This is a genomic window from Microbacterium salitolerans (genome assembly GCF_019720895.1).
In the GTDB taxonomy this organism is placed as follows: Bacteria; Actinomycetota; Actinomycetes; order Actinomycetales; family Microbacteriaceae; genus Microbacterium.
In genome coordinates this window covers 13,603-31,501 of the sequence record NZ_JAHKSH010000006.1, presented here as the reverse complement: position 1 = coordinate 31,501, position 17,899 = coordinate 13,603, and the positions used below count along the sequence as shown (strand labels likewise).

Below are 17,899 nucleotides of genomic sequence, written 5' to 3'. Positions count from 1 at the left end.
CTACGCCTCCGCGGTGCCGGGCGCGAGGCGGTAGAGCACCTCGGGGCGGCCCCGCCTGCCGTAGCGGTGCGCGCGGTCGATGCGGCCGGCATCGACGAGGTGGTCGAGATAGCGTCGGGCCGTCGCGCGGGAGATCTCGCTCCGCGCCGCGAGCTCCGCGGCAGTGAGCGGCTCGATCGGATCCAGCTCCGCGAGCACCCGACGCAGGGTCACCTCGGAGATCCCGCGGGGGAGCTCGCTCGCGGGGGCCGGCGTGCGTGGCGCGACGTCGCCGCCCGCGCGAGCCGGTGCGAGCAGGCGGTCGATCTCGCCCTGGGCGAGCGGCCGGTCGCGTTCGCGCTCGTCATTCCGGGCCGCCCGATCTGCGCGGTAGGCGGCGAGACGGTCGTGCAGGCGCTCCTGTGTGAAGGGCTTCACGAGATACCCGATCACGCGGCCCGCGAGCGCCTGCCGGACCGTCACCTGGTCCTGCGAGGAGCTGATGACGAGCACGTCGGTGTGCGCGAGCCCGTGCGTGCGCAGCCGGTTCAGCACCTCGACGCCGCTGATGTCGGGGAGGCGCATGTCGAGCAGCACTAGGTCGACGTCGTGGTGCGCGGCGAACTCGATCGCCGCGAGCCCCGTGCCGACGCGGCCGACGAGGGCGAACCCCGGCGCCTCGTCGACGTAGCGGCCGTGCAGGAGCCGCGCGCCCCGGTCGTCGTCGACGACGAGCACGCGAAGGGCGTCTGCGGTCACGGGGCCACCTGCATCTCGAAGCGGAACCGGGCGCCACCCAGCTCCGAGCGTCCGACCTCGAGCGACCCTCCTCGCGAGGCCACGGTGCGGCGCACCATGTCGAGCCCGACGCCGCGCACGGTGTCCGCCCTGTCGGTCTTCGTCGAGAATCCTCGCGCGACGACGCGGTCGACATCGGCCTCGGCGATCCCCGGCCCGTCGTCCTCGACCGTCCCGCGCAGGCGGTCGCCATCCTGCACGAGGTGCGTGCGGACGAGCGTCGCGCCCGCCTCGGCGGCGTTGCGGCACAGATTTGCGAGCACGAGCGTGACGTCGCCGTCGATGTCGGCCGCCGCATCGCCTGTCACATCGAGCGCGGCTCCCTGCGCCCCGAGCTCGGCGCGCAGGGCGTCGATCGTCGCGCGCGGGAGCGGTGGCAGGCCGGTCTCGCCGGCGCCGCCCGTGCCCCGCCGGGGCGCGATCTCCTCGACGTAGTCGAGCGCGTCGGCCGTGTCGCCGTGCGCGAGGAGGCCGCGGATGACGTGGATCCTCGTGTCGAACTCGTGCGACTGCTCGCGCAGGGCGAGCGTGACCCTCCGCGTCGCGTCGAGCTCGCGGGCGCCGTCGTCCGCGCGGCGGAAGCGGCGGAGCAGCGCGACGGAGATGAGTGAGCTCGCGAGCATCCCGACGACGAGCGCGCCGATCTCCCAGGGCAGGAGCTCGCGCAGCGCCTCCTCGTATCGAGCCGCGAGGCGCTCCTCGAGCACGCCGACGGCCACCATGCCGATGACCTCGCCGTCGTCGTCGAAGACGGGCACCTTGATCCGCAGCGTCGGTCCGACGGGCCCGGTGTCGGTTCCGACGTACACCTCGCCGGTGCGCAGCGGCGAGGTGTCCGTCTGCACGCGCTGCCCCCGCTCCGACGGCTGCGGATGCGTGAGCCGCGTTTCGTCGAGACCTGCGACGACGACGTACGCGACGTCGGACGCGCGCTCGATGAGCGTCGCGAGCGACTGGAGACTGTCGAACGCGGGGTCGGCGACGGTCGCGCGTTCTGCCACCTTGCTTGCGGGATCGGCGTTCGCCTGCTCGAGCGCGTCATGCACGGAGTCGAGGTGGGCCAGGCTCGTCGCGACATCGCGCACCCGCGCCGTGGTCGACTCGCGGATGCTCTCGATCTGGACCGACGCGGCGACGATCGTGGTCGCGACGACGCTGAGGAGCACGATGAGGCTCGGCATCAGCAGGAGGAGGGCCCGTCGGGTCTCCGGCCTGGACCATGCGTGCACGCGATGCTCCTCCTGATGGGCGTCTCCGGCCAGACTGAGCATCATAGAGCACAATCCCGCCGCGGCTTGTCGCGATCTCGCGGCGCCGAGAGGCTGATCCCCACTGTGTCGATGACGGAGTCGCACAGGAAGGAGATCACGTGACCGATGCGTCCACGAATCACTCGGCCGGTCCCGACGGCTCTCGCAGGAGGCGCCTCGTCATGCGCCTCGTCGGCGGCACGGTCGCGGCGTCCCTCATCGTCGTCGCCGGGTACGGGTCGATCCGATCGGCCTCGGCGGGAACCGACATCCGGTCGTCGATGACGATCATCGCGCCGGCCGCGGCCGGCGGCGGCTGGGACACGGTCGCCCGCGAGATGCAGCAGGCCCAGAAGACCAACCGGCTCGTCAACAACACGCAGGTCGTGAACATGCCGGGCGCCGGTGGCACGATCGCGCTCGGCAACCTGTCGGTGCTGGACGGCGAACCGGGCAACCTGCTCGTCGGCGGAACGGGGCTGCTCGCCGCGACCATCCAGTACGGCACGGCGGCGACGCTCGACGACGTCACGCCCCTGGCGGTCGTCGTCGAGGAGTACGACGTCATCGTCGTGCCCGCCGACTCGCCGTACGAGACGCTCGACGACCTCGTCGAGGCGTGGCGAGAGGACCCGGGCGCGGTCCCCTGGACGGGAGGAGGCTCCTTCGATCAGCTGGTCGTGACCGACCTCGCGCTCGCCGCGGGGATCGATCCCGTCGACACCACCTACATCTCGTCGGACGGCGGCGGCGAGGCGATCCAGGCCCTCCTCAACGGGACCGCGGCCGCGGCCGCGGGCGGATATCCCGACAACATCGACCAGATCGAGTCGGGGCGCCTGCGCCCGCTCGCACTCGTCGCGAAGGACCCCGTCGACGGCATCGAGATCCCGACGGCGGCCGAACAGGGCTACGACATCTCTCTGACGAACTGGCGCATGCTCGCCGCCCCCGCCGGCCTCCGCGAGGAGGACGTCGAGGGGCTTCGAGAGCTCGTCGTCGACACCACCTCGACCGCCGAATGGCAGGGCGCCATCGATCGATACCACTGGACGGAGCAGGTCATCACCGGAGACGAGCTCGACGTGTTCCTCGACGAGGAGACCACCCGTATCGAAGCGCTGTACGAGGAGATGGGCCTGTGAGCGGATCGAACAACCCCACGGCCGTGTCGGCGGTCGTCGGCGAACGGCTCGAGTTCGGCTCGCGGTCGGGACGGGGCTCGGCGCTCGCGGTCGCGCTGCTCATGCCCGTGCTGCTGGTCGCCTTCGCGACATATCTCGCCGTCGGCATCGCCACGATGCAGATCCCGCCGGGCACGGCGTTCCCCGGGCCGCGGTTCTTCCCGGCGATCATCATGACGGGCCTCTACGCCTTCGCGGCGATGCTCGTCGTGAGCGCGGTCCGCGGCTGGCGCGCGCCGGCACCCGCCTCGGATTCCCCGGACGATGACGCGCCGACCGACGGCACGTCGACGCTCGTCACGCGCCGCGTCGGCATGGACTGGCGCTCGTTCGCGTGGATCGTCGGATCCGTCCTCGGGTTCACGCTGTCGCTCCAGATCCTCGGGTGGATCGTCGGCGCCGGCCTGCTGTTCTGGTGCGTCGCGCGCGGCTTCGGTTCGCCCCGTCCGCTCTTCTCGCTCATCGTCGGGTTCGCCATGAGCTCGGCGACGTACATCGCGTTCGACATGGCGCTCGGACTGTCGCTGCCGTCCGGGATCCTCGGAGGGGGTTTCTGACATGGAATCGCTGCAGCTTCTCGCCGACGGCTTCACCGGAGCCCTCACCTGGCAGAACCTCGTCTGGGTGATCTTCGGATGCCTCATCGGAACGGCCGTCGGCGTCATGCCCGGCCTCGGCTCCTCCATGGCGGTCGCGCTCCTCCTGCCCGTCACGTTCTCGCTCGAGCCGACGGCGGCGTTCATCATGTTCGCCGGCGTCTACTTCGGCGGGCTCTTCGGCGACTCGACCATGGGGATCCTCATGAACACCCCGGGGCAGGCGTCCGCCATCGCCTCGACGTTCGAGGGGCACCGGATGGCAAAGCGGGGGAGGGCGTCACAGGCTCTCGCGACCGCCGCGATCGGCGCCTTCATCGGCGGGTTCGTCGCATCGATCCTCGTCGTCTTCCTCGCGCCCGCGCTCGCCGAGTTCTCGACGCAGTTCGGACCGGCGGAGTTCTTCGCCCTCGCGGTGTTCGCGTTCGTCGCGACGTCGTCGGTCGTGACCGACAGCCCGGTCAAGGGGCTCTCGTCGCTCTTCCTCGGTCTCGGCATCGCCGTTATCGGCATCGACGGCGTCTCGGGCGCTCCGCGCTTCACCGCGGGATCCCCGCAGCTCTTCGACGGCGTCTCGCTCGTCACCGTCACCGTCGGCGTCCTCGCGCTCGGCGAGGTCATCTACGTCGGCTGCCTCGAGCGGCACCGAGCGGGGTCGGAGCTCATCCGGCCGACGGGGCGTTCGTGGCTGAAGTGGAAGGATGTCAGGGAGGCGGCGCCGGCATGGGCGCGCGGGACGGCGATCGGCCTGCCGTTCGGAATCGTCCCCGCGGGCGGTGCCGAGATCCCGACCTTCCTTGCCTATGGGCTCGAGAAGCGCCTCGACGCGCGGCGGCGGAGCCCGCAGTTCGGCCACGGCGCGATCCGCGGGCTCGCCGCGCCCGAGGCCGCAGGCAACTCGACGACGGGCATGGCCATGGGGGCGCTCCTCGCGCTCGGGCTTCCGATCTCGGCGACGGCCGCGATCATGCTCGCCGCGTTCCGCCAGTATGGCCTGCAGCCGGGACCGCTCCTGTTCGAGCGCGCACCCGATCTCGTGTGGGCGCTTCTCGCGAGCTTCTTCATCGCGATGATCGTGCTCCTCGTGATCAACCTGCCGTTCGCGATGGTGTGGGCGAAGCTGCTGCTCGTGCCGCGACCCTATCTCTACGCCGGCATCGCGATGCTGTGCGCCCTGGGCATCTACGCGACGTCGGGGTCGACGTTCGACCTGCTGATGCTCCTCGGCGTCGGCATCGCGGGCTTCCTCATGCGCGCGGCCGACTTCCCGGTCGCTCCGCTGATCATCGGCATGGTGCTCGGCCCGGTCGCCGAGACCGGGCTCCGCGACGCCGCGATGAGCGCCGACGGCGACTTCTCGGTGCTCGTGCAGAGCCCGATCTCGCTGACGCTCTACGGCGTCCTCGTCATCGTGCTGTTCTTCACGGTCCGCGGGCGGATCCGCGCAAAGCGGCGCTGACCGCGGGACCGCGAGAAGGCGGGTGCGCCGATCCGAGTCGGATCAGCGCATCCGCCTTCCGGCGCGCGTCAGTCGGCGACGTGCTTGTGCGTGCCCGTCTCGGCGTTCTGCTCGGATCCGAGTGTCCCGAGATACAGCTGCATGACCTTCGGATCGTGCATCAGCTCGCGGCCCGAGCCCGTATAGGCGTCGTGGCCCTGATCGAGGACGTAGCCGCGATCGCAGATCTGCAGGCAGCGCCGCGCGTTCTGCTCGACCATGATGCAGGTCACCCCCGCCTTGTTGATCTCGCTCACGCGGATGAACGCCTCGTCCTGGCGGACGGGGGAGAGGCCCGCGGAGGGCTCGTCGAGAAGCAGCACCTTCGGGTCCATCATGAGCGCGCGGCTCATGGCGACCATCTGGCGCTCACCGCCCGAGAGCCCGCCTGCGCGCTGCTTCAGGCGCTTCTTGAGATCGGGGAAGATCTCGGTGACGAATGCCACGCGCTCGTCGAACAGCGACGGCTTCTGGAAGACGCCCATCTGCAGGTTCTCCTCGATCGTGAGCGAGGGGAACACGTTGTTGGACTGCGGGATGAAGCCGACTCCTCGGGCGACGAGCTGGTTCGCCTTCAGGTTGGTGATGTCCTCGCCCTCGAGCGTGATCGAGCCGTCGCGCACGTGCACGAGACCGAAGATCGACTTGAGCAGGGTCGACTTGCCGGCGCCGTTCGGGCCGATGATGCCGATGAGCTCGCCCTGGTACGCCGTGAGGTTGCATTCGGTGAGGATGTTCACCCCCGGCAGGTACCCGGCCGTGACACTGTCGACGTTCACGACGAGCGTGCGGTCCTCTGTCGTGCTCATCGGGGGTCCTCCTCTTCGGCTTCCGCCTGACCTGCCGCGGTGATGTCCTCCGCGCTGAGCGTCGGCGCGTCCTCGGTCCTGACGACCTGGATGCGCCCGGTGACGACGCCGAGGTCGACGTCCTGGTGGGCGCCGAGGTAGGCGTCGATGACGGCCTTGTCCTTCATGACATCCGCCGGGGGCCCTTCGGCGACGATTCGGCCCTCGGCCATGACGACGACCCAGTCGGCGATGTGCTGGACCATGTGCATGTCGTGCTCGACGAACAGCACGGTCATGCCCTCGTCCTTGAGGTCGAGGATGTGCTCGAGCAGGCTCTCGGTGAGGGCGGGGTTCACACCGGCCATCGGCTCGTCGAGCATCACGAGGGTCGGAACCGTCATGAGCGCGCGAGCCATCTCGAGGAGCTTGCGCTGACCGCCGGAGAGGGACGCCGCGAAGTCGTCCTTCTTGGTGTCGAGCTTGAAGCGCTCGAGCAGCTCGAGCGCTCGCTCCTCGATCGCCTGGTCCTGCTCCTTCCAGAGCGCAGGGATCAGGCTCGACCAGAATCTCTCGCCGCGCTGGCCCGTCTGACCGAGCTTCATGTTGTCCATGACGGTCATGAGGCCCAGCGCCTTCGTGAGCTGGAAGGTGCGCACGAGACCGCGGCGGGCGACGCGGTGCGCGGGGACGTTCGCGAGCGACCGGCCCTCGAACGACCACGTGCCCGTGTTCGGCTGATCGAAGCCCGTGAGCAGGTTGAACAGCGTCGTCTTGCCCGCTCCGTTGGGGCCGATGAGCGCCGTGATCGCGCCGCGGGGGACCTCGAGATGCGCGACGTCGACGGCGGTCATGCCGCCGAAATGGCGGGTGACGCCGTCGGCGACGATGATCGGATCCTTCTTGGCCACGCCGGCCGCGGCATCGCCGATGTGCAGCCCCGTCGTCTTCGGACGCGCGACCGGGCTGGTCTGAGGTGCGTCATTGCTTGACAAAGGTCAGCTCCTTCTTGTTGCCGAGGAGTCCCTGCGGCATGAAGATCACGAGCAGCATGAGCGCGACGCCGATGAGGATGTCTCGGAACGTCGCCGCCTGGATGGAGCTCATGAAGGGGAGGTAGCCCGCTTCGACCATCTGCGGGAGGAGGACTCCGAGCAGCGTGCGAACGAACCAGAACAGGACGGCTCCAAGGAGCGGGCCGAACACGGTGGCCGCGCCGCCGAGGAGCAGCGCCGTCCAGACGAAGAACGTCGTCGACGTCATGTACGTGTTCGGGTTGACCGCGCTCGGCAGAGCCCAGATGACGCCGCCGAGAGAGGCGATGACGCCGCCGACGACGAGCGCCTGCATCTTGTAGGCGAAGACGTTCTTGCCGAGCGCGCGCACGGCGTCCTCGTCCTCGCGGATGCCCTTCAGCACGCGACCCCACGGGCTGCGTGTGAGCAGCCAGATCACGAGCACGGCGATCGCGACGAGGATGATGCCGGCGATCCGCACCCACCAGCCGTTCGCGTTGTATGTGAACGGGCCGAAGCCGTACGTTCCGGGCGGGATCGGGTTCATCTCGCGGAACGACCCGTGGTAGCCGCTGAGGCCGTCGGCGGATCCGGTCACCGCGTCGAACGCCGTCGTCAGGAAGAACAGGCGCACGACCTCGGCGGCCGCGATCGTGGCGATCGCGAGGTAGTCCCCGCGGAGTCGAAGCGTCGGGATCCCGAGGATGAGGGCGAACAGCGCCGCGGCGATCATGCCGATCAGCACACCGGCCCACCAGGGGAACCCGAACGTGAGCACGCTGATCGCGTATCCGTATGCGCCGAGCGCCATGAATCCGGCGACGCCCATGTTGAGCAGGCCGGTGAATCCGAAGTGGAGCGCGAGGCCCAGGGCGGCGAGCGCGAACGCCATCGTGGCGGGCGAGAGCAGCGACGACAGCGACTGCTCGATGATGAGATTCCAGTCCATGTCCGGCTCCTAACCGATCCGCTCTCGTCGACCGAGCAGCCCCTGCGGTCGGACGAGGAGGACGATGATGAGAACGAAGAGCGCGCCGACGTATCGGAGGTCTGCGGGGATCCACAGGCTCGAGACCTCGACGAGGACGCCGACGATCAGGGCTCCGACCAGGGCGCCGTACGCCGTGCCGAGACCGCCGAGCGTGACCGCCGCGAACACGAGCAGCAGGATGTGCATCCCCATGTCGAAGCGGATCCCCGGGCGGTAGTACGCGTAGAGGATGCCGGCAAGCCCGGCCAGGGCTCCCGACAGGATCCACACGATGCGGACGACGCGATCGACGTCGATTCCGGTCGCGCTCGCGAGGGACGCGTTGTCGCTGATCGCTCGCGTCGCCTTCCCGACCCGGCTGTACGTCAGCCAGGCCGCGAAGGCGACGAGCACGACGAGCGAGATCGCCATCGACATCATCTCCATCGGGCTGATGGCGACGGCGCCGAACAGCGGGATCTTCGCGGTGTCGGCGAGAGGCGGGAGCTGGAGCGTGCCGCCGCCGATGAAGAACTGGAAGATGAAGCGCATCGCGAGTGAGAGGCCGATCGAGACGATCATCAGCTGCACGATGCCGGCGCCGCGTCGGCGCAGGGGCCGCCACAGCATGGCGTCGAGGGACAGTCCCATCAGCGCCGAGAGCGCGACCGTCAGGATCAGCGCGATCCAGAGCGGCAGGCCGAGCGTTGCGGTGCTCGACAGGCCGTACGCGACGACGGCTCCGAACGTCACCATCTCGGCATGTGCGAAGTTCGACAGCTTCGTCGTGCCGTACACGAGCGAGATGCCGACGGCCGCCAGCGCGAGCATGAGGCCGAAGTTGATGCCCTTGAAGACGCGGTCGACGAGCTGATCGACGAAGCCGACGGTGTTGCGCTCTCCTTCGCCGATGAAGAAGTTGACGGCCAGTCGCCCGCCCGCGCCCATCTCGGCCTCGACGATGTGCGGGGTGTCGTTCTCGCCGGACTCGTCGATGACGGTGATGCCGTCGGGGAGGGTGTCCTCGTCGAGGGTGACGATGTAGGTCACGTTGCGCTCTGGGACCTTGACCTGCCACCTGCCCTCGTCGTCGGTGACGACCTGCTGCTCACCCCCTGGGCCGTCGATCGCCAGCTCGATCCCTTCGAGCGGTTCGCCCTCGTGGTGCACATTGCCCGAGAGCGTGTAGGGGTCTCCGTCGGCTGCGGACGCGGGCTGCGGTGCCAGCGAGAAGCCGAGGAGCGTGACAAGGAACGCGGCGAGGAGCGCGAGCGTCGCGCTGATCCTCGCCCGCCCGCGTGGGGCGGTGGCGTGATTCATGAATCCTCCGGTCGACGCCGTCTCCGACGATCGGGTGGCGTCGGAGTTGGGTATCGAAAGTAGGAGCTTAATGTGAACTGAGTGTTTCCTGAAACCCTTCTTCGAGACGTCATCCGGGCGTGGCGTGTTCGACGGCAGTGGATCCGGCGCCCAGCGGGCGGGAATAGAATCGACGAGCGGGAGTTCTCACGGCGTGCGTCGTGCGCCCGCGGCCACGAGCACACGAGCGTCACGCAGGAGACCCGACTCATGACGGAACACGACCCCTTCGGCTTCACCGGACTCACCTACGACGACGTGCTGCTCCTCCCCGGGCACACCGACGTCATCCCCAGCGAAGCCGACACGTCCTCGCAGCTCACGAAGCGGATCCGCGTCGAGCTGCCGCTGCTGTCGGCGGCCATGGACACCGTCACCGAGAGTCGTATGGCGATCGCGCTCGCGCGTCAGGGCGGCATCGGGATCCTGCACCGCAACATGTCGATCGACGACCAGGCCGCCGCCGTGAACCGCGTCAAGCGCAGCGAGTCGGGCATGGTGACCGACCCGATCACGACGAGCGCCGACGCGACGATCGCCGACGTCGATGCGATCTGCGGCGAGTACCGCATCTCCGGCCTCCCCGTGGTCGATGACGACGGCATCCTCGTCGGCATCATCACCAACCGCGACATGCGCTTCGTCCACGACGACGTCAAGTCCACGACGCTCGTCAGGGACGTCATGACGAAGGACGGCCTCGTCACGGGCACGCGCGGCATCTCGGGCGACGAGGTGCTCGCGCTGCTGGCGAAGCACCGCATCGAGAAGCTGCCGCTCGTCGACGCCGAGGGGCGCCTTGAGGGCCTCATCACGATCAAGGACTTCGACAAGACCGAGCAGTACCCGCACTCGACGAAGGACGACACCGGCCGGCTGCGCGTCGGCGCCGCGATCGGCTTCTTCGGCGAGGCATGGGAGCGCGCGGAGGCCCTGCGCGATGCGGGCGTCGACCTCATCGTCGTCGACACGGCCAACGGCCAGTCGCAGGGCGTCGTCGACATCGTCCAGCGGCTGAAGGCCGATGCGTCGTTCTCGCACATCGACATCGTGGGCGGCAACGTCGCCACGCGAGAGGGCGCTCAGGCGCTCATCGATGCGGGCGTCGACGCCGTCAAGGTGGGCGTCGGCCCCGGCTCGATCTGCACGACGCGCGTCGTCGCGGGTGTGGGCGTGCCCCAGGTCACCGCGATCTACGAGGCGTCGCTCGCGTGCCGCGCGGCGGGGGTCCCGCTCATCGCCGACGGCGGCCTGCAGCACTCCGGTGACATCGCGAAGGCGCTCGTCGCGGGCGCCGACACGGTGATGCTCGGATCCCTCCTCGCCGGCACCGACGAGTCGCCGGGCGAGCTCGTGTTCCAGAACGGCAAGCAGTTCAAGCTGTACCGGGGCATGGGATCCCTCGGCGCGATGCAGACGCGCGGCAAGAAGACCTCGTATTCGAAGGACCGCTACTTCCAGGCCGACGTGCCGACCGACGACAAGCTCATCCCCGAGGGCATCGAGGGCCAGGTCGCCTACCGCGGCCCGGTGTCCGCGGTCGCCTATCAGCTGACGGGCGGGCTGCGTCAGTCGATGTTCTACGTCGGCGCGCGCACGATCGACGAGCTCAAGAGCAAGGGCAGGTTCGTGCGCATCACGCCGGCCGGGCTCAAGGAGTCGCATCCGCACGACGTCCAGATGGTCGTCGAAGCGCCGAACTACAAGCGCTGAGTAGGCTGTCCTGGTGAGTATGGAGATCGAACTCGGCCGCGGCAAGCGAGCCAGACGCGCGTACACGTTCGACGACATCGCGGTCGTGCCGTCGCGGCGCACACGCAACTCGTCTGACGTCTCGACCACGTGGTCGATCGACGCCTTCACGTTCGACACGCCGATCATCGGCGCGCCGATGGACTCGGTCGTGAGCCCGAAGACTGCGATCGCCCTCGGCCGGATGGGCGCGCTCGGCGTGCTCGACCTCGAAGGGCTGTGGACCCGCTACGAGGATCCCGAGCCCCTGCTCGCCGAGATCGCGTCGCTTCCCGCCGTCTCGGCCACGCGCCGCATGCAGGCGCTCTACGCGCAGCCGATCCGGCCGGAGCTCATCACGCAGCGCATCGCGGAGATCCGCGAGGCGGGCGTCGTGGTCGCGGGAGCCCTGTCTCCGCAGCTTACGCAGGAGCACTACGAGACGGTCGTGAAGGCCGGCGTCGACCTGTTCGTGATCCGCGGCACGACCGTGTCGGCCGAGCACGTGTCGAGCGCCGCCGAGCCGCTCAACCTCAAGCAGTTCATCTACGACCTCGACGTGCCCGTCATCGTCGGCGGCGCGGGCACCTACCGCGCCGCGCTGCACCTGATGCGCACGGGCGCGGCGGGAGTGCTCGTCGGCTTCGGCGGCGGAGCCGCGTCGACGACGCGCGCATCGCTCGGCATCCACACTCCGATGGCGACGGCCGTGGCCGACGTCGCGGGTGCGCGCCGCGACTACATGGATGAGTCGGGTGGCCGCTACGTGCACGTCATCGCCGATGGCAGCATCGGCACGTCGGGCGACATCGTCAAGGCCATCGCGATGGGCGCCGACGCCGTCATGCTCGGCGTGGCCCTCGCCCGCGCGACCGATGCGCCGGGGCTCGGCTACCACTGGGGTGCCGAGGCGCACCACCCGTCGCTTCCGCGCGGCCGCCGCGTGGCCGTCGAGCAGGTCGCCACGATGGAGGAGGTGCTGTACGGCCCCGCACAGGTCGCGGACGGCACGACCAACCTCGTGGGCGCGCTGCGTAAGTCGATGGCGACCACGGGTTACTCCGACATCAAGGAGTTCCAGCGCGTCGACGTCGTCGTCACTCCCTACGAATGACGCACGACATCGCAGAGCTCGACCCTCAGGAGTTCCCTCCGACGCTCCGCGAGGTCATGCTGCGTCCGCGGTGGATCGGCATGCTGGTGCTGTGTCTGGCGGTCGCGGCGATCTTCGCGTGGCTGCTCCAGTGGCAGCTCGTGCGCGCCATCGACACGGACCCGCTGCCCGAGGGAGCCACCGAGCAGGTCCTGCCGATCGACGAAGTGGTGTCGCCCGCGGACTACCTGCCCGGGCCGCTCGTGGGGCAGCAGGTCGACGTCGCGGGCACGTGGAGTCCGAACGACTTCCTCGTCGTGACCGATCGCATCAATGACGGCGACGACGGCTTCTGGGTCACCGGGCGGTTCGTGACGGAGGCCGGATCGTCGCTCGCAGTCGCGATCGGCTGGACGCCCGACCGCGAGCAGGCCGATCAGGCGGCCCGCGCGCTCGGCGACGCGGTGACCGGCGACACGGTCGCGCTCACGGGCCGGGTGATCCCCGACGAGGGTCCCCGTCCCGCGACGGGCGACGACCCGTTCGAGATCACGCGCATGTCGCCCGCGGCGATGCTCGCTCAGTGGGCGGACGTCGAGGGCGACGTCTACCGCGTCTTCCTCGCGTCGTCGGATCCGACGGGGCAGATCGACGACACGGGCCTCGAGACGATCTCCTCGCCCGCGCCGGCCGAGGACAGCAGCGTCAACTGGCTGAACCTCTTCTATGCGCTCGAGTGGGCGGTCTTCGCGGCCTTCTCGTTCTATCTCTGGTATCGCCTCGCGAAGGACGCCTGGGAGCGCGAGCTCGAGGAGCTCGCCGGCGTCGATCCCGACGAGATCGACTGAGTGGAGCGGACCGGGGCCGTGACGGATCGCCCAGTTTCGCGGGCATAGAATTGTCACCATGCCTCAGCCACGGATCTCGACGTTCCCCCGGATCCGCGCAGCCCTCCGCTTCTACCAGATCACGAGCATCATCACGGGCGTTGGCCTGCTGCTGCTCGTCGCCGAGATGGTGCTGAAGTACTCGCCCCTTCACGTCGAGCTCTTCGCCGGCGGATCGGGTGGCTTCCTCTGGTTCGCGCCCGTGATCCCCGCAGGCGACTGCCTCTGGTACTCGCAGTTCGCGATGGGCGCCGGCGGGTGCGAGATCGTGTCGACGGGCGAGAGCTCCGGCGGGATCAACCTGTCGCTCGGCATCCTCATCGCGCACGGCTGGCTCTACGTGGCCTACCTCGCCGCGTGCTTCTGGCTCTGGAGCCTCATGCGCTGGGGCCTCGGCCGCTTCCTCATGCTGGCGGGCGGCGGCGTCGTGCCGTTCCTGTCGTTCATCATGGAGGGCATCGTCGCCCGCGAGGTGAGGGCCTACCTGGCCGAGCGCGAGGAGCGCGCGGCCGAGAAGCGCGCCGCGAAGCAGGCATCAGCACCGACCGATCCCACCCAGGAGGCCGCTCTTGAGCAGTGACACCGCCCAGCGACCGGTTCTGGTCGTCGACTTCGGCGCCCAGTACGCCCAGCTGATCGCGCGCCGCGTGCGCGAGGCCCGCGTGTTCAGCGAGCTCGTGCCGCACACGATCACGGCCGCGGAGGTGCGCGAGAAGAACCCCGTCGCGATCATCCTCTCCGGCGGCCCGTCCTCCGTGTACGCCGAGGGCGCGCCGCAGTTCGACGCAGAGGTGTTCGAGCTCGGCATCCCGACGCTCGGCATCTGCTACGGCTTTCAGGTCATGGCGCAGGCGCTCGGCGGCGAGGTCGCGCACACCGGACAGCGCGAGTACGGCGCGACCGACGCGACGGTCAAGGCGAACGCGAGCGTGCTCCTCGAGGGCACGCCCGCCGCGCAGAACGTGTGGATGAGCCACGGCGACTCCGTCGCGAAGGCTCCGGCGGGCTACGACGTGCTCGCCTCCACCGCGTCGACGCCCGTCGCGGCGTTCGGCAACGCCGAGGCGTGCTTCTACGGCGTGCAGTGGCACCCCGAGGTCAAGCACTCCGACCACGGCCAGAAGGTCATCGAGAACTTCCTGCACCGCGCCGCGGGCCTCGCCGGCGACTGGACGAGCGGATCCGTCATCGACGAGCAGGTCGCGCGCATCCGGGAGCAGGTCGGATCCGCCCGCGTCATCTCCGCGCTCTCCGGCGGCGTCGACTCGGCCGTCTCGACGGCCCTCGTGCACCGGGCGATCGGCGACCAGCTCACCGCCGTGTTCGTCGATCACGGCCTCCTCCGCAAGGGCGAGCGCGAGCAGGTCGAGCAGGACTACGTCGCGTCGACGGGCGTGCGCCTCATCACGGTCGACGCGGAGGAGACGTTCCTCAGTCACCTCGCGGGCGTCACGGATCCCGAGACCAAGCGCAAGATCATCGGGCGCGAGTTCATCCGCGCGTTCGAGCAGGTCCAGCGCGAGCTCGTCGACGAGGCGAAGGCCTCTGGCGAGCCGATCAAGTTCCTCGTACAGGGAACGCTGTACCCGGACGTCGTCGAATCGGGCGGCGGATCCGGCACGGCGAATATCAAGAGCCACCACAACGTCGGCGGTCTCCCTGACGACCTCGACTTCGACCTGATCGAGCCGCTGCGCACCCTCTTCAAGGACGAGGTGCGGCAGATCGGGCGCGAGCTGGGTCTGCCCGAGGCGATCGTCGGCCGCCAGCCGTTCCCCGGGCCGGGCCTCGGGATCCGCATCATCGGCGAGGTCACGCACGACCGGCTCGAGACGCTGCGCGAGGCCGACGCGATCGCGCGCGAGGAGCTCACGGCCGCCGGTCTCGACGGCGAGATCTGGCAGTGCCCCGTCGTGCTGCTCGCCGATGTCCGCAGCGTGGGCGTGCAGGGCGACGGCCGCACGTACGGTCACCCCGTCGTGCTGCGCCCTGTCTCGAGCGAGGACGCGATGACGGCCGACTGGACGCGGCTGCCCTATGACGTGCTCGCGAAGATCTCGAACCGCATCACCAACGAGGTCTCCGAGATCAACCGCGTCACCCTCGACGTGACGAGCAAGCCGCCGGCGACCATCGAGTGGGAGTGACGGAGTCGCTTCCACTCGCAGACGGCACAGTGTGGCACTTGGCCGCGTCAGCGGGCGAGTGGGAGTGACGGAGTCGCTCACCCCTCACCGCTGACGATCTCGCCCCACCTCGCATGAGCGGTGTGGGGCGCTGTCGTCAGCGCGGTGCGCCGCGATGTCGCCACCGCAGGGCTGTGGCGGACATGTAGGCGGCCATGACGCCGCCGAAGGCGAGGAAGGCCGCGGGGAGCGAGAGAGCGGCGAGCCCGCCGAAGGCGGCCGTCGCCGCGGGCATCAGGCCGTCGTCTCCGAGGCGCTGGATCGAGACGACGCGGCCGATGCGGTCCGGAGCGATCTCACGCAGGAACAGCCCGGCGAGGATCGTCGACGCGCCGCCCGCGGTGATCCCGATGATCGCGCACGACGCGAACGCGGTGCCGGCGTGACCGAGAGCGAGGGACGCGACCGCCGCACCCTGCAGGACGAGGAGCAGGAAGCCGGCGAGGGCAGGGCGGGGCGGTCGGACGCGGATGAAGATGAGCGCTCCCGTCATGGCGCCGATGCCGAACGTCGCCTCGAGCGCGCCGAGAAGCGCGGGCCCGGAGCCGAGGTGCTGCACGAGCAGGGCGAGCCCGATGCTCAGGGCCGGCGAGACGCAGAGGTTGAGACCGAGCAGCGACAGAACGAGGCTCCGGGCCAGCCGGTCACGGTGCAGGTAGCCGAAGCCCTCGGCGATCGACCGCAGGAGCGGCGCGGCCGGTGCGGGTGTCCGCGGAAAGCGCACCCGCAGCAGGACCAGCAGGTAGAGCAGGACCCCCGTGTACGAGATCGCGTTCGCGAGGGCGGCCGCCACGAGGCCGCCCCCGGCGACGAGCAGGCCGCCGGCCGCGGCGCCCAGCATGGCGCCGATCCGCGATGCCGTCTGGCTGATTCCGGCCAGCGCGCCGAAGTCTCGCTCGTGCACCAGCTGCCGCGTGAGCGAAGCGCTCGACGGCTCGAACAACGCGTCGCAGATGCCGAACGCGATGGCGACGGCGAACAGGATCGGGATCGTCTCACCGACGGTGCTGAGCGCTGCGAGGGCGGCGGTCAGGACGGTGAGCCGTGCGATCGTCGTCGCGACCATCATGCGACGTGCGTCGAAGCGGTCCGCGAGGACGCCCCCGACGAGCAGCGTCAGCGCGCGGGGGATGGTCCCTGCGGTGACGATGAGGCCGGCGACAGCGGGGGAGGATGCGGTGACGGCGGACCAGGCGACGGCGAGGATCCACGCGGCGTCGCCGGCGTCGGACACCGCCTTGAGGGCGATCCAGCCGTGCACTGTGCGGTCGCGGCGGAACGGCGGGGCGATCGCGCTCATGCGCTCATCGGGAAGGCGTGCATGAACACGCGGACCGCCTCGCGCCTCTGGTCGTCCTCGCGGTCGATCGCGGTGGACCACGCGCGGACGGTCGCGACGAGGGCGTCCCCCAGTTCCGCGAGTTCGGCGGGGGTCGCGACCGTCACCTCGTCGAGACTGAACGCCGCTCGCCGCCAGGCCTCCGCCGCTCGGGGCGCGTGCCGCTTCCACTCGGCGAGCCGATCGACCTGGTACTGGATGTTCGCCCGCTCCGCGTCGCGGGCGAGCGCCTCGTGCGAGCCGTCGCCCGCGAAGTCGTCGACCGACCAGCTGATCGTGCGTCTCGCCGAGCGCCACCAGCTCGTGCGACCGTCCGTCTGGAGGTCGGGAGCGCGCTCCACGAGCTCCTCGCGCTCGAGCATCCGCAGGTGGTGGCTGACGCTTCCGACGGGCATGCCCAGTGCGGATGCGATGTCGCCGACGCGGGCGGCGCCGTGTGCCATGAGGTGATCGGCGATGCGTCGTCGTGCGGGGTGATACAGGACGCGCAGGGTGTCGGTGGTGACCATGCGACGACGCTAAGCGCGTCGCGAAAAACCGACAAGACTTCTTGTATAAATGTCGACGCGGGCGGACTCAGTCCCTCGGGATGATGATCCACGCCGCGATGTAGGCGGGGATGGCCCAGCCGAAGAAGAACACGCCGACGACCGTGAGCACACGCACGAGCGTGGTGCTGATGTCGAAGCGGCGGGCGACGGCGCGGCAGACGCCCGCGATCATGCGGTCGTCGCGGGAGCGGACAAGTGGTGTGGTCATCTCGCCAGGCTATGTCGGGGCGCGAGGGAACGTCTCTGGGGCCATCCCGACGATCAGTCGTCCGGTTCTCCCGCACCCTGTTCTGCTCTGGGCGGAACGGGGTGCGGGCCGAGCCGGCCCGGCCTACCGTGAGTGCCATGGCCGACCTGCTCCCGCTCCCTTCGAGAACCGACGAGCCCGACCCGCTGTGGCGGCACCTGGTCGGCGAGCGACTGCGACGCATGCGACACGGGCGGGACGAGACGCTGGCCGAGGTCGCGCGCCGCGCGGGCGTCTCGGTGCAGTATCTCTCGGAGGTCGAGCGCGGGCTCAAGGAGCCGTCGAGCGAGATCGTCGCCGCGGTTCTCGGGGCGCTGGGCGGCACGCTGCTCGATCTGACGAGCGGCATCGCCGACGACCTGCGCACGGCCGCCGCCCCGGCGTACGGAGGCGTGGCACTGGCGCTCGCCGCGTGAGCCGCCGCCCC

At 69.9% G+C, this 17,899-nt stretch carries 18 protein-coding genes; 9 read left to right on the top strand and 9 right to left on the bottom strand.

Annotated elements, in window-relative coordinates:
* Both KOL93_RS14075 and KOL93_RS14070 read right to left on the bottom strand, forming a co-directional pair.
* A complete protein-coding gene (locus KOL93_RS14075; protein WP_221586033.1) occupies window positions 1–738 on the bottom strand; it encodes a response regulator in 738 nt (245 codons plus the stop codon).
* Complete coding sequence (locus KOL93_RS14070; protein WP_308291644.1) at window positions 735–2,006, bottom strand: ATP-binding protein; 1,272 nt, start codon at window positions 2,004–2,006, stop codon at window positions 735–737. The genes KOL93_RS14075 and KOL93_RS14070 overlap by 4 nt, the downstream gene beginning before the upstream one ends.
* Window positions 2,007–2,209: 203 nt before the next feature.
* Here KOL93_RS14070 and KOL93_RS14065 point away from each other — a divergent pair, with 203 nt between their 5' ends.
* From KOL93_RS14065 to KOL93_RS14055, 3 genes are read left to right on the top strand one after another with little or no spacing between them, the layout of a single operon-like run.
* Window positions 2,210–3,172, top strand: a complete 963-nt coding sequence (locus KOL93_RS14065; protein ID WP_221586248.1) for a tripartite tricarboxylate transporter substrate binding protein — start codon at window positions 2,210–2,212, stop codon at window positions 3,170–3,172.
* Window positions 3,169–3,768 (top strand): tripartite tricarboxylate transporter TctB family protein, encoded by a 600-nt coding sequence (locus tag KOL93_RS14060; protein ID WP_221586032.1) that lies wholly within the window; start codon window positions 3,169–3,171, stop codon window positions 3,766–3,768. The genes KOL93_RS14065 and KOL93_RS14060 overlap by 4 nt, the downstream gene beginning before the upstream one ends.
* Before the next feature lies 1 nt (window position 3,769).
* Window positions 3,770–5,266, top strand: coding sequence for a tripartite tricarboxylate transporter permease (locus KOL93_RS14055; protein WP_221586031.1), 1,497 nt, complete (start codon window positions 3,770–3,772; stop codon window positions 5,264–5,266).
* 68 nt (window positions 5,267–5,334) lie between these two features.
* On the opposite strand, the gene KOL93_RS14050 is transcribed toward KOL93_RS14055, so the two are convergent.
* From KOL93_RS14050 to KOL93_RS14035, 4 genes are read right to left on the bottom strand one after another with little or no spacing between them, the layout of a single operon-like run.
* Window positions 5,335–6,114: an ABC transporter ATP-binding protein gene (locus KOL93_RS14050; RefSeq protein ID WP_221586030.1), complete on the bottom strand. Its 780-nt coding sequence runs from the start codon at window positions 6,112–6,114 to the stop codon at window positions 5,335–5,337.
* Window positions 6,111–7,088 (bottom strand): ABC transporter ATP-binding protein, encoded by a 978-nt coding sequence (locus KOL93_RS14045; protein WP_221586029.1) that lies wholly within the window; start codon window positions 7,086–7,088, stop codon window positions 6,111–6,113. Before KOL93_RS14045 ends, KOL93_RS14050 begins: the two co-directional genes overlap by 4 nt.
* Window positions 7,075–8,058, bottom strand: coding sequence for a branched-chain amino acid ABC transporter permease (locus KOL93_RS14040; RefSeq protein WP_221586028.1), 984 nt, complete (start codon window positions 8,056–8,058; stop codon window positions 7,075–7,077). The genes KOL93_RS14045 and KOL93_RS14040 overlap by 14 nt, the downstream gene beginning before the upstream one ends.
* 9 nt (window positions 8,059–8,067) lie before the next feature.
* Window positions 8,068–9,399, bottom strand: coding sequence for a branched-chain amino acid ABC transporter permease (locus KOL93_RS14035; RefSeq protein ID WP_221586027.1), 1,332 nt, complete (start codon window positions 9,397–9,399; stop codon window positions 8,068–8,070).
* Window positions 9,400–9,648: 249 nt separating this feature from the next.
* On the opposite strand from KOL93_RS14035, the gene guaB reads away from it, so the two are divergent.
* From guaB to guaA, 5 genes are read left to right on the top strand one after another with little or no spacing between them, the layout of a single operon-like run.
* Window positions 9,649–11,151, top strand: a complete 1,503-nt coding sequence (gene guaB / locus KOL93_RS14030) for an IMP dehydrogenase (RefSeq protein ID WP_221586026.1) — start codon at window positions 9,649–9,651, stop codon at window positions 11,149–11,151.
* Window positions 11,152–11,170: 19 nt separating this feature from the next.
* A complete protein-coding gene (locus KOL93_RS14025; protein WP_221586247.1) occupies window positions 11,171–12,283 on the top strand; it encodes a GuaB3 family IMP dehydrogenase-related protein in 1,113 nt (370 codons plus the stop codon).
* A complete protein-coding gene (locus tag KOL93_RS14020) occupies window positions 12,280–13,110 on the top strand; it encodes an SURF1 family protein (protein WP_260406601.1) in 831 nt (276 codons plus the stop codon). The genes KOL93_RS14025 and KOL93_RS14020 overlap by 4 nt, the downstream gene beginning before the upstream one ends.
* Window positions 13,111–13,168: 58 nt before the next feature.
* Window positions 13,169–13,729, top strand: coding sequence for a DUF3817 domain-containing protein (locus tag KOL93_RS14015; RefSeq protein ID WP_221586025.1), 561 nt, complete (start codon window positions 13,169–13,171; stop codon window positions 13,727–13,729).
* Window positions 13,719–15,296: a glutamine-hydrolyzing GMP synthase gene (gene guaA, locus KOL93_RS14010; protein ID WP_221586024.1), complete on the top strand. Its 1,578-nt coding sequence runs from the start codon at window positions 13,719–13,721 to the stop codon at window positions 15,294–15,296. The genes KOL93_RS14015 and guaA overlap by 11 nt, the downstream gene beginning before the upstream one ends.
* Before the next feature lie 136 nt (window positions 15,297–15,432).
* Here guaA and KOL93_RS14005 read toward each other — a convergent pair whose 3' ends face one another.
* The 3 genes from KOL93_RS14005 to KOL93_RS13995 all read right to left on the bottom strand — a co-directional run bounded on the left by KOL93_RS14005 (window position 15,433) and on the right by KOL93_RS13995 (window position 17,433).
* Window positions 15,433–16,635 carry an MFS transporter gene (locus KOL93_RS14005; protein ID WP_221586023.1) on the bottom strand — a complete coding sequence of 401 codons (1,203 nt, stop codon included), beginning with the start codon at window positions 16,633–16,635 and terminating at the stop codon, window positions 15,433–15,435.
* Window positions 16,632–17,183, bottom strand: coding sequence for an ArsR/SmtB family transcription factor (locus KOL93_RS14000; RefSeq protein ID WP_221586022.1), 552 nt, complete (start codon window positions 17,181–17,183; stop codon window positions 16,632–16,634). The genes KOL93_RS14005 and KOL93_RS14000 overlap by 4 nt, the downstream gene beginning before the upstream one ends.
* A 67-nt stretch (window positions 17,184–17,250) precedes the next feature.
* Window positions 17,251–17,433: a PspC domain-containing protein gene (locus tag KOL93_RS13995; RefSeq protein WP_221586021.1), complete on the bottom strand. Its 183-nt coding sequence runs from the start codon at window positions 17,431–17,433 to the stop codon at window positions 17,251–17,253.
* Window positions 17,434–17,570: 137 nt separating this feature from the next.
* Here KOL93_RS13995 and KOL93_RS13990 point away from each other — a divergent pair, with 137 nt between their 5' ends.
* Entirely contained in the window at window positions 17,571–17,888 is a 318-nt protein-coding gene (locus KOL93_RS13990; RefSeq protein WP_221586020.1) for a helix-turn-helix domain-containing protein, read from the top strand.
* Window positions 17,889–17,899: the final 11 nt, after the last annotated feature.

What these genes read in the sequence shown, in the direction of transcription:
- KOL93_RS14050 (WP_221586030.1), bottom strand. Translation starts at nt 6,114, where the DNA reads ATGAGCACGACAGAGGACCGCACGCTCGTCGTGAACGTCGACAGTGTC.
- KOL93_RS14040 (WP_221586028.1), bottom strand. Translation starts at nt 8,058, where the DNA reads ATGGACTGGAATCTCATCATCGAGCAGTCGCTGTCGTCGCTGCTCTCG.
- guaB (WP_221586026.1), top strand. Translation starts at nt 9,649, where the DNA reads ATGACGGAACACGACCCCTTCGGCTTCACCGGACTCACCTACGACGAC.
- KOL93_RS14035 (WP_221586027.1), bottom strand. Translation starts at nt 9,399, where the DNA reads ATGAATCACGCCACCGCCCCACGCGGGCGGGCGAGGATCAGCGCGACG.
- KOL93_RS14025 (WP_221586247.1), top strand. Translation starts at nt 11,171, where the DNA reads ATGGAGATCGAACTCGGCCGCGGCAAGCGAGCCAGACGCGCGTACACG.
- KOL93_RS14000 (WP_221586022.1), bottom strand. Translation starts at nt 17,183, where the DNA reads ATGGTCACCACCGACACCCTGCGCGTCCTGTATCACCCCGCACGACGA.
- KOL93_RS14005 (WP_221586023.1), bottom strand. Translation starts at nt 16,635, where the DNA reads ATGAGCGCGATCGCCCCGCCGTTCCGCCGCGACCGCACAGTGCACGGC.
- KOL93_RS14015 (WP_221586025.1), top strand. Translation starts at nt 13,169, where the DNA reads ATGCCTCAGCCACGGATCTCGACGTTCCCCCGGATCCGCGCAGCCCTC.
- KOL93_RS14020 (WP_260406601.1), top strand. Translation starts at nt 12,280, where the DNA reads ATGACGCACGACATCGCAGAGCTCGACCCTCAGGAGTTCCCTCCGACG.
- KOL93_RS13995 (WP_221586021.1), bottom strand. Translation starts at nt 17,433, where the DNA reads ATGACCACACCACTTGTCCGCTCCCGCGACGACCGCATGATCGCGGGC.
- KOL93_RS14065 (WP_221586248.1), top strand. Translation starts at nt 2,210, where the DNA reads ATGCGCCTCGTCGGCGGCACGGTCGCGGCGTCCCTCATCGTCGTCGCC.
- KOL93_RS13990 (WP_221586020.1), top strand. Translation starts at nt 17,571, where the DNA reads ATGGCCGACCTGCTCCCGCTCCCTTCGAGAACCGACGAGCCCGACCCG.
- KOL93_RS14055 (WP_221586031.1), top strand. Translation starts at nt 3,770, where the DNA reads ATGGAATCGCTGCAGCTTCTCGCCGACGGCTTCACCGGAGCCCTCACC.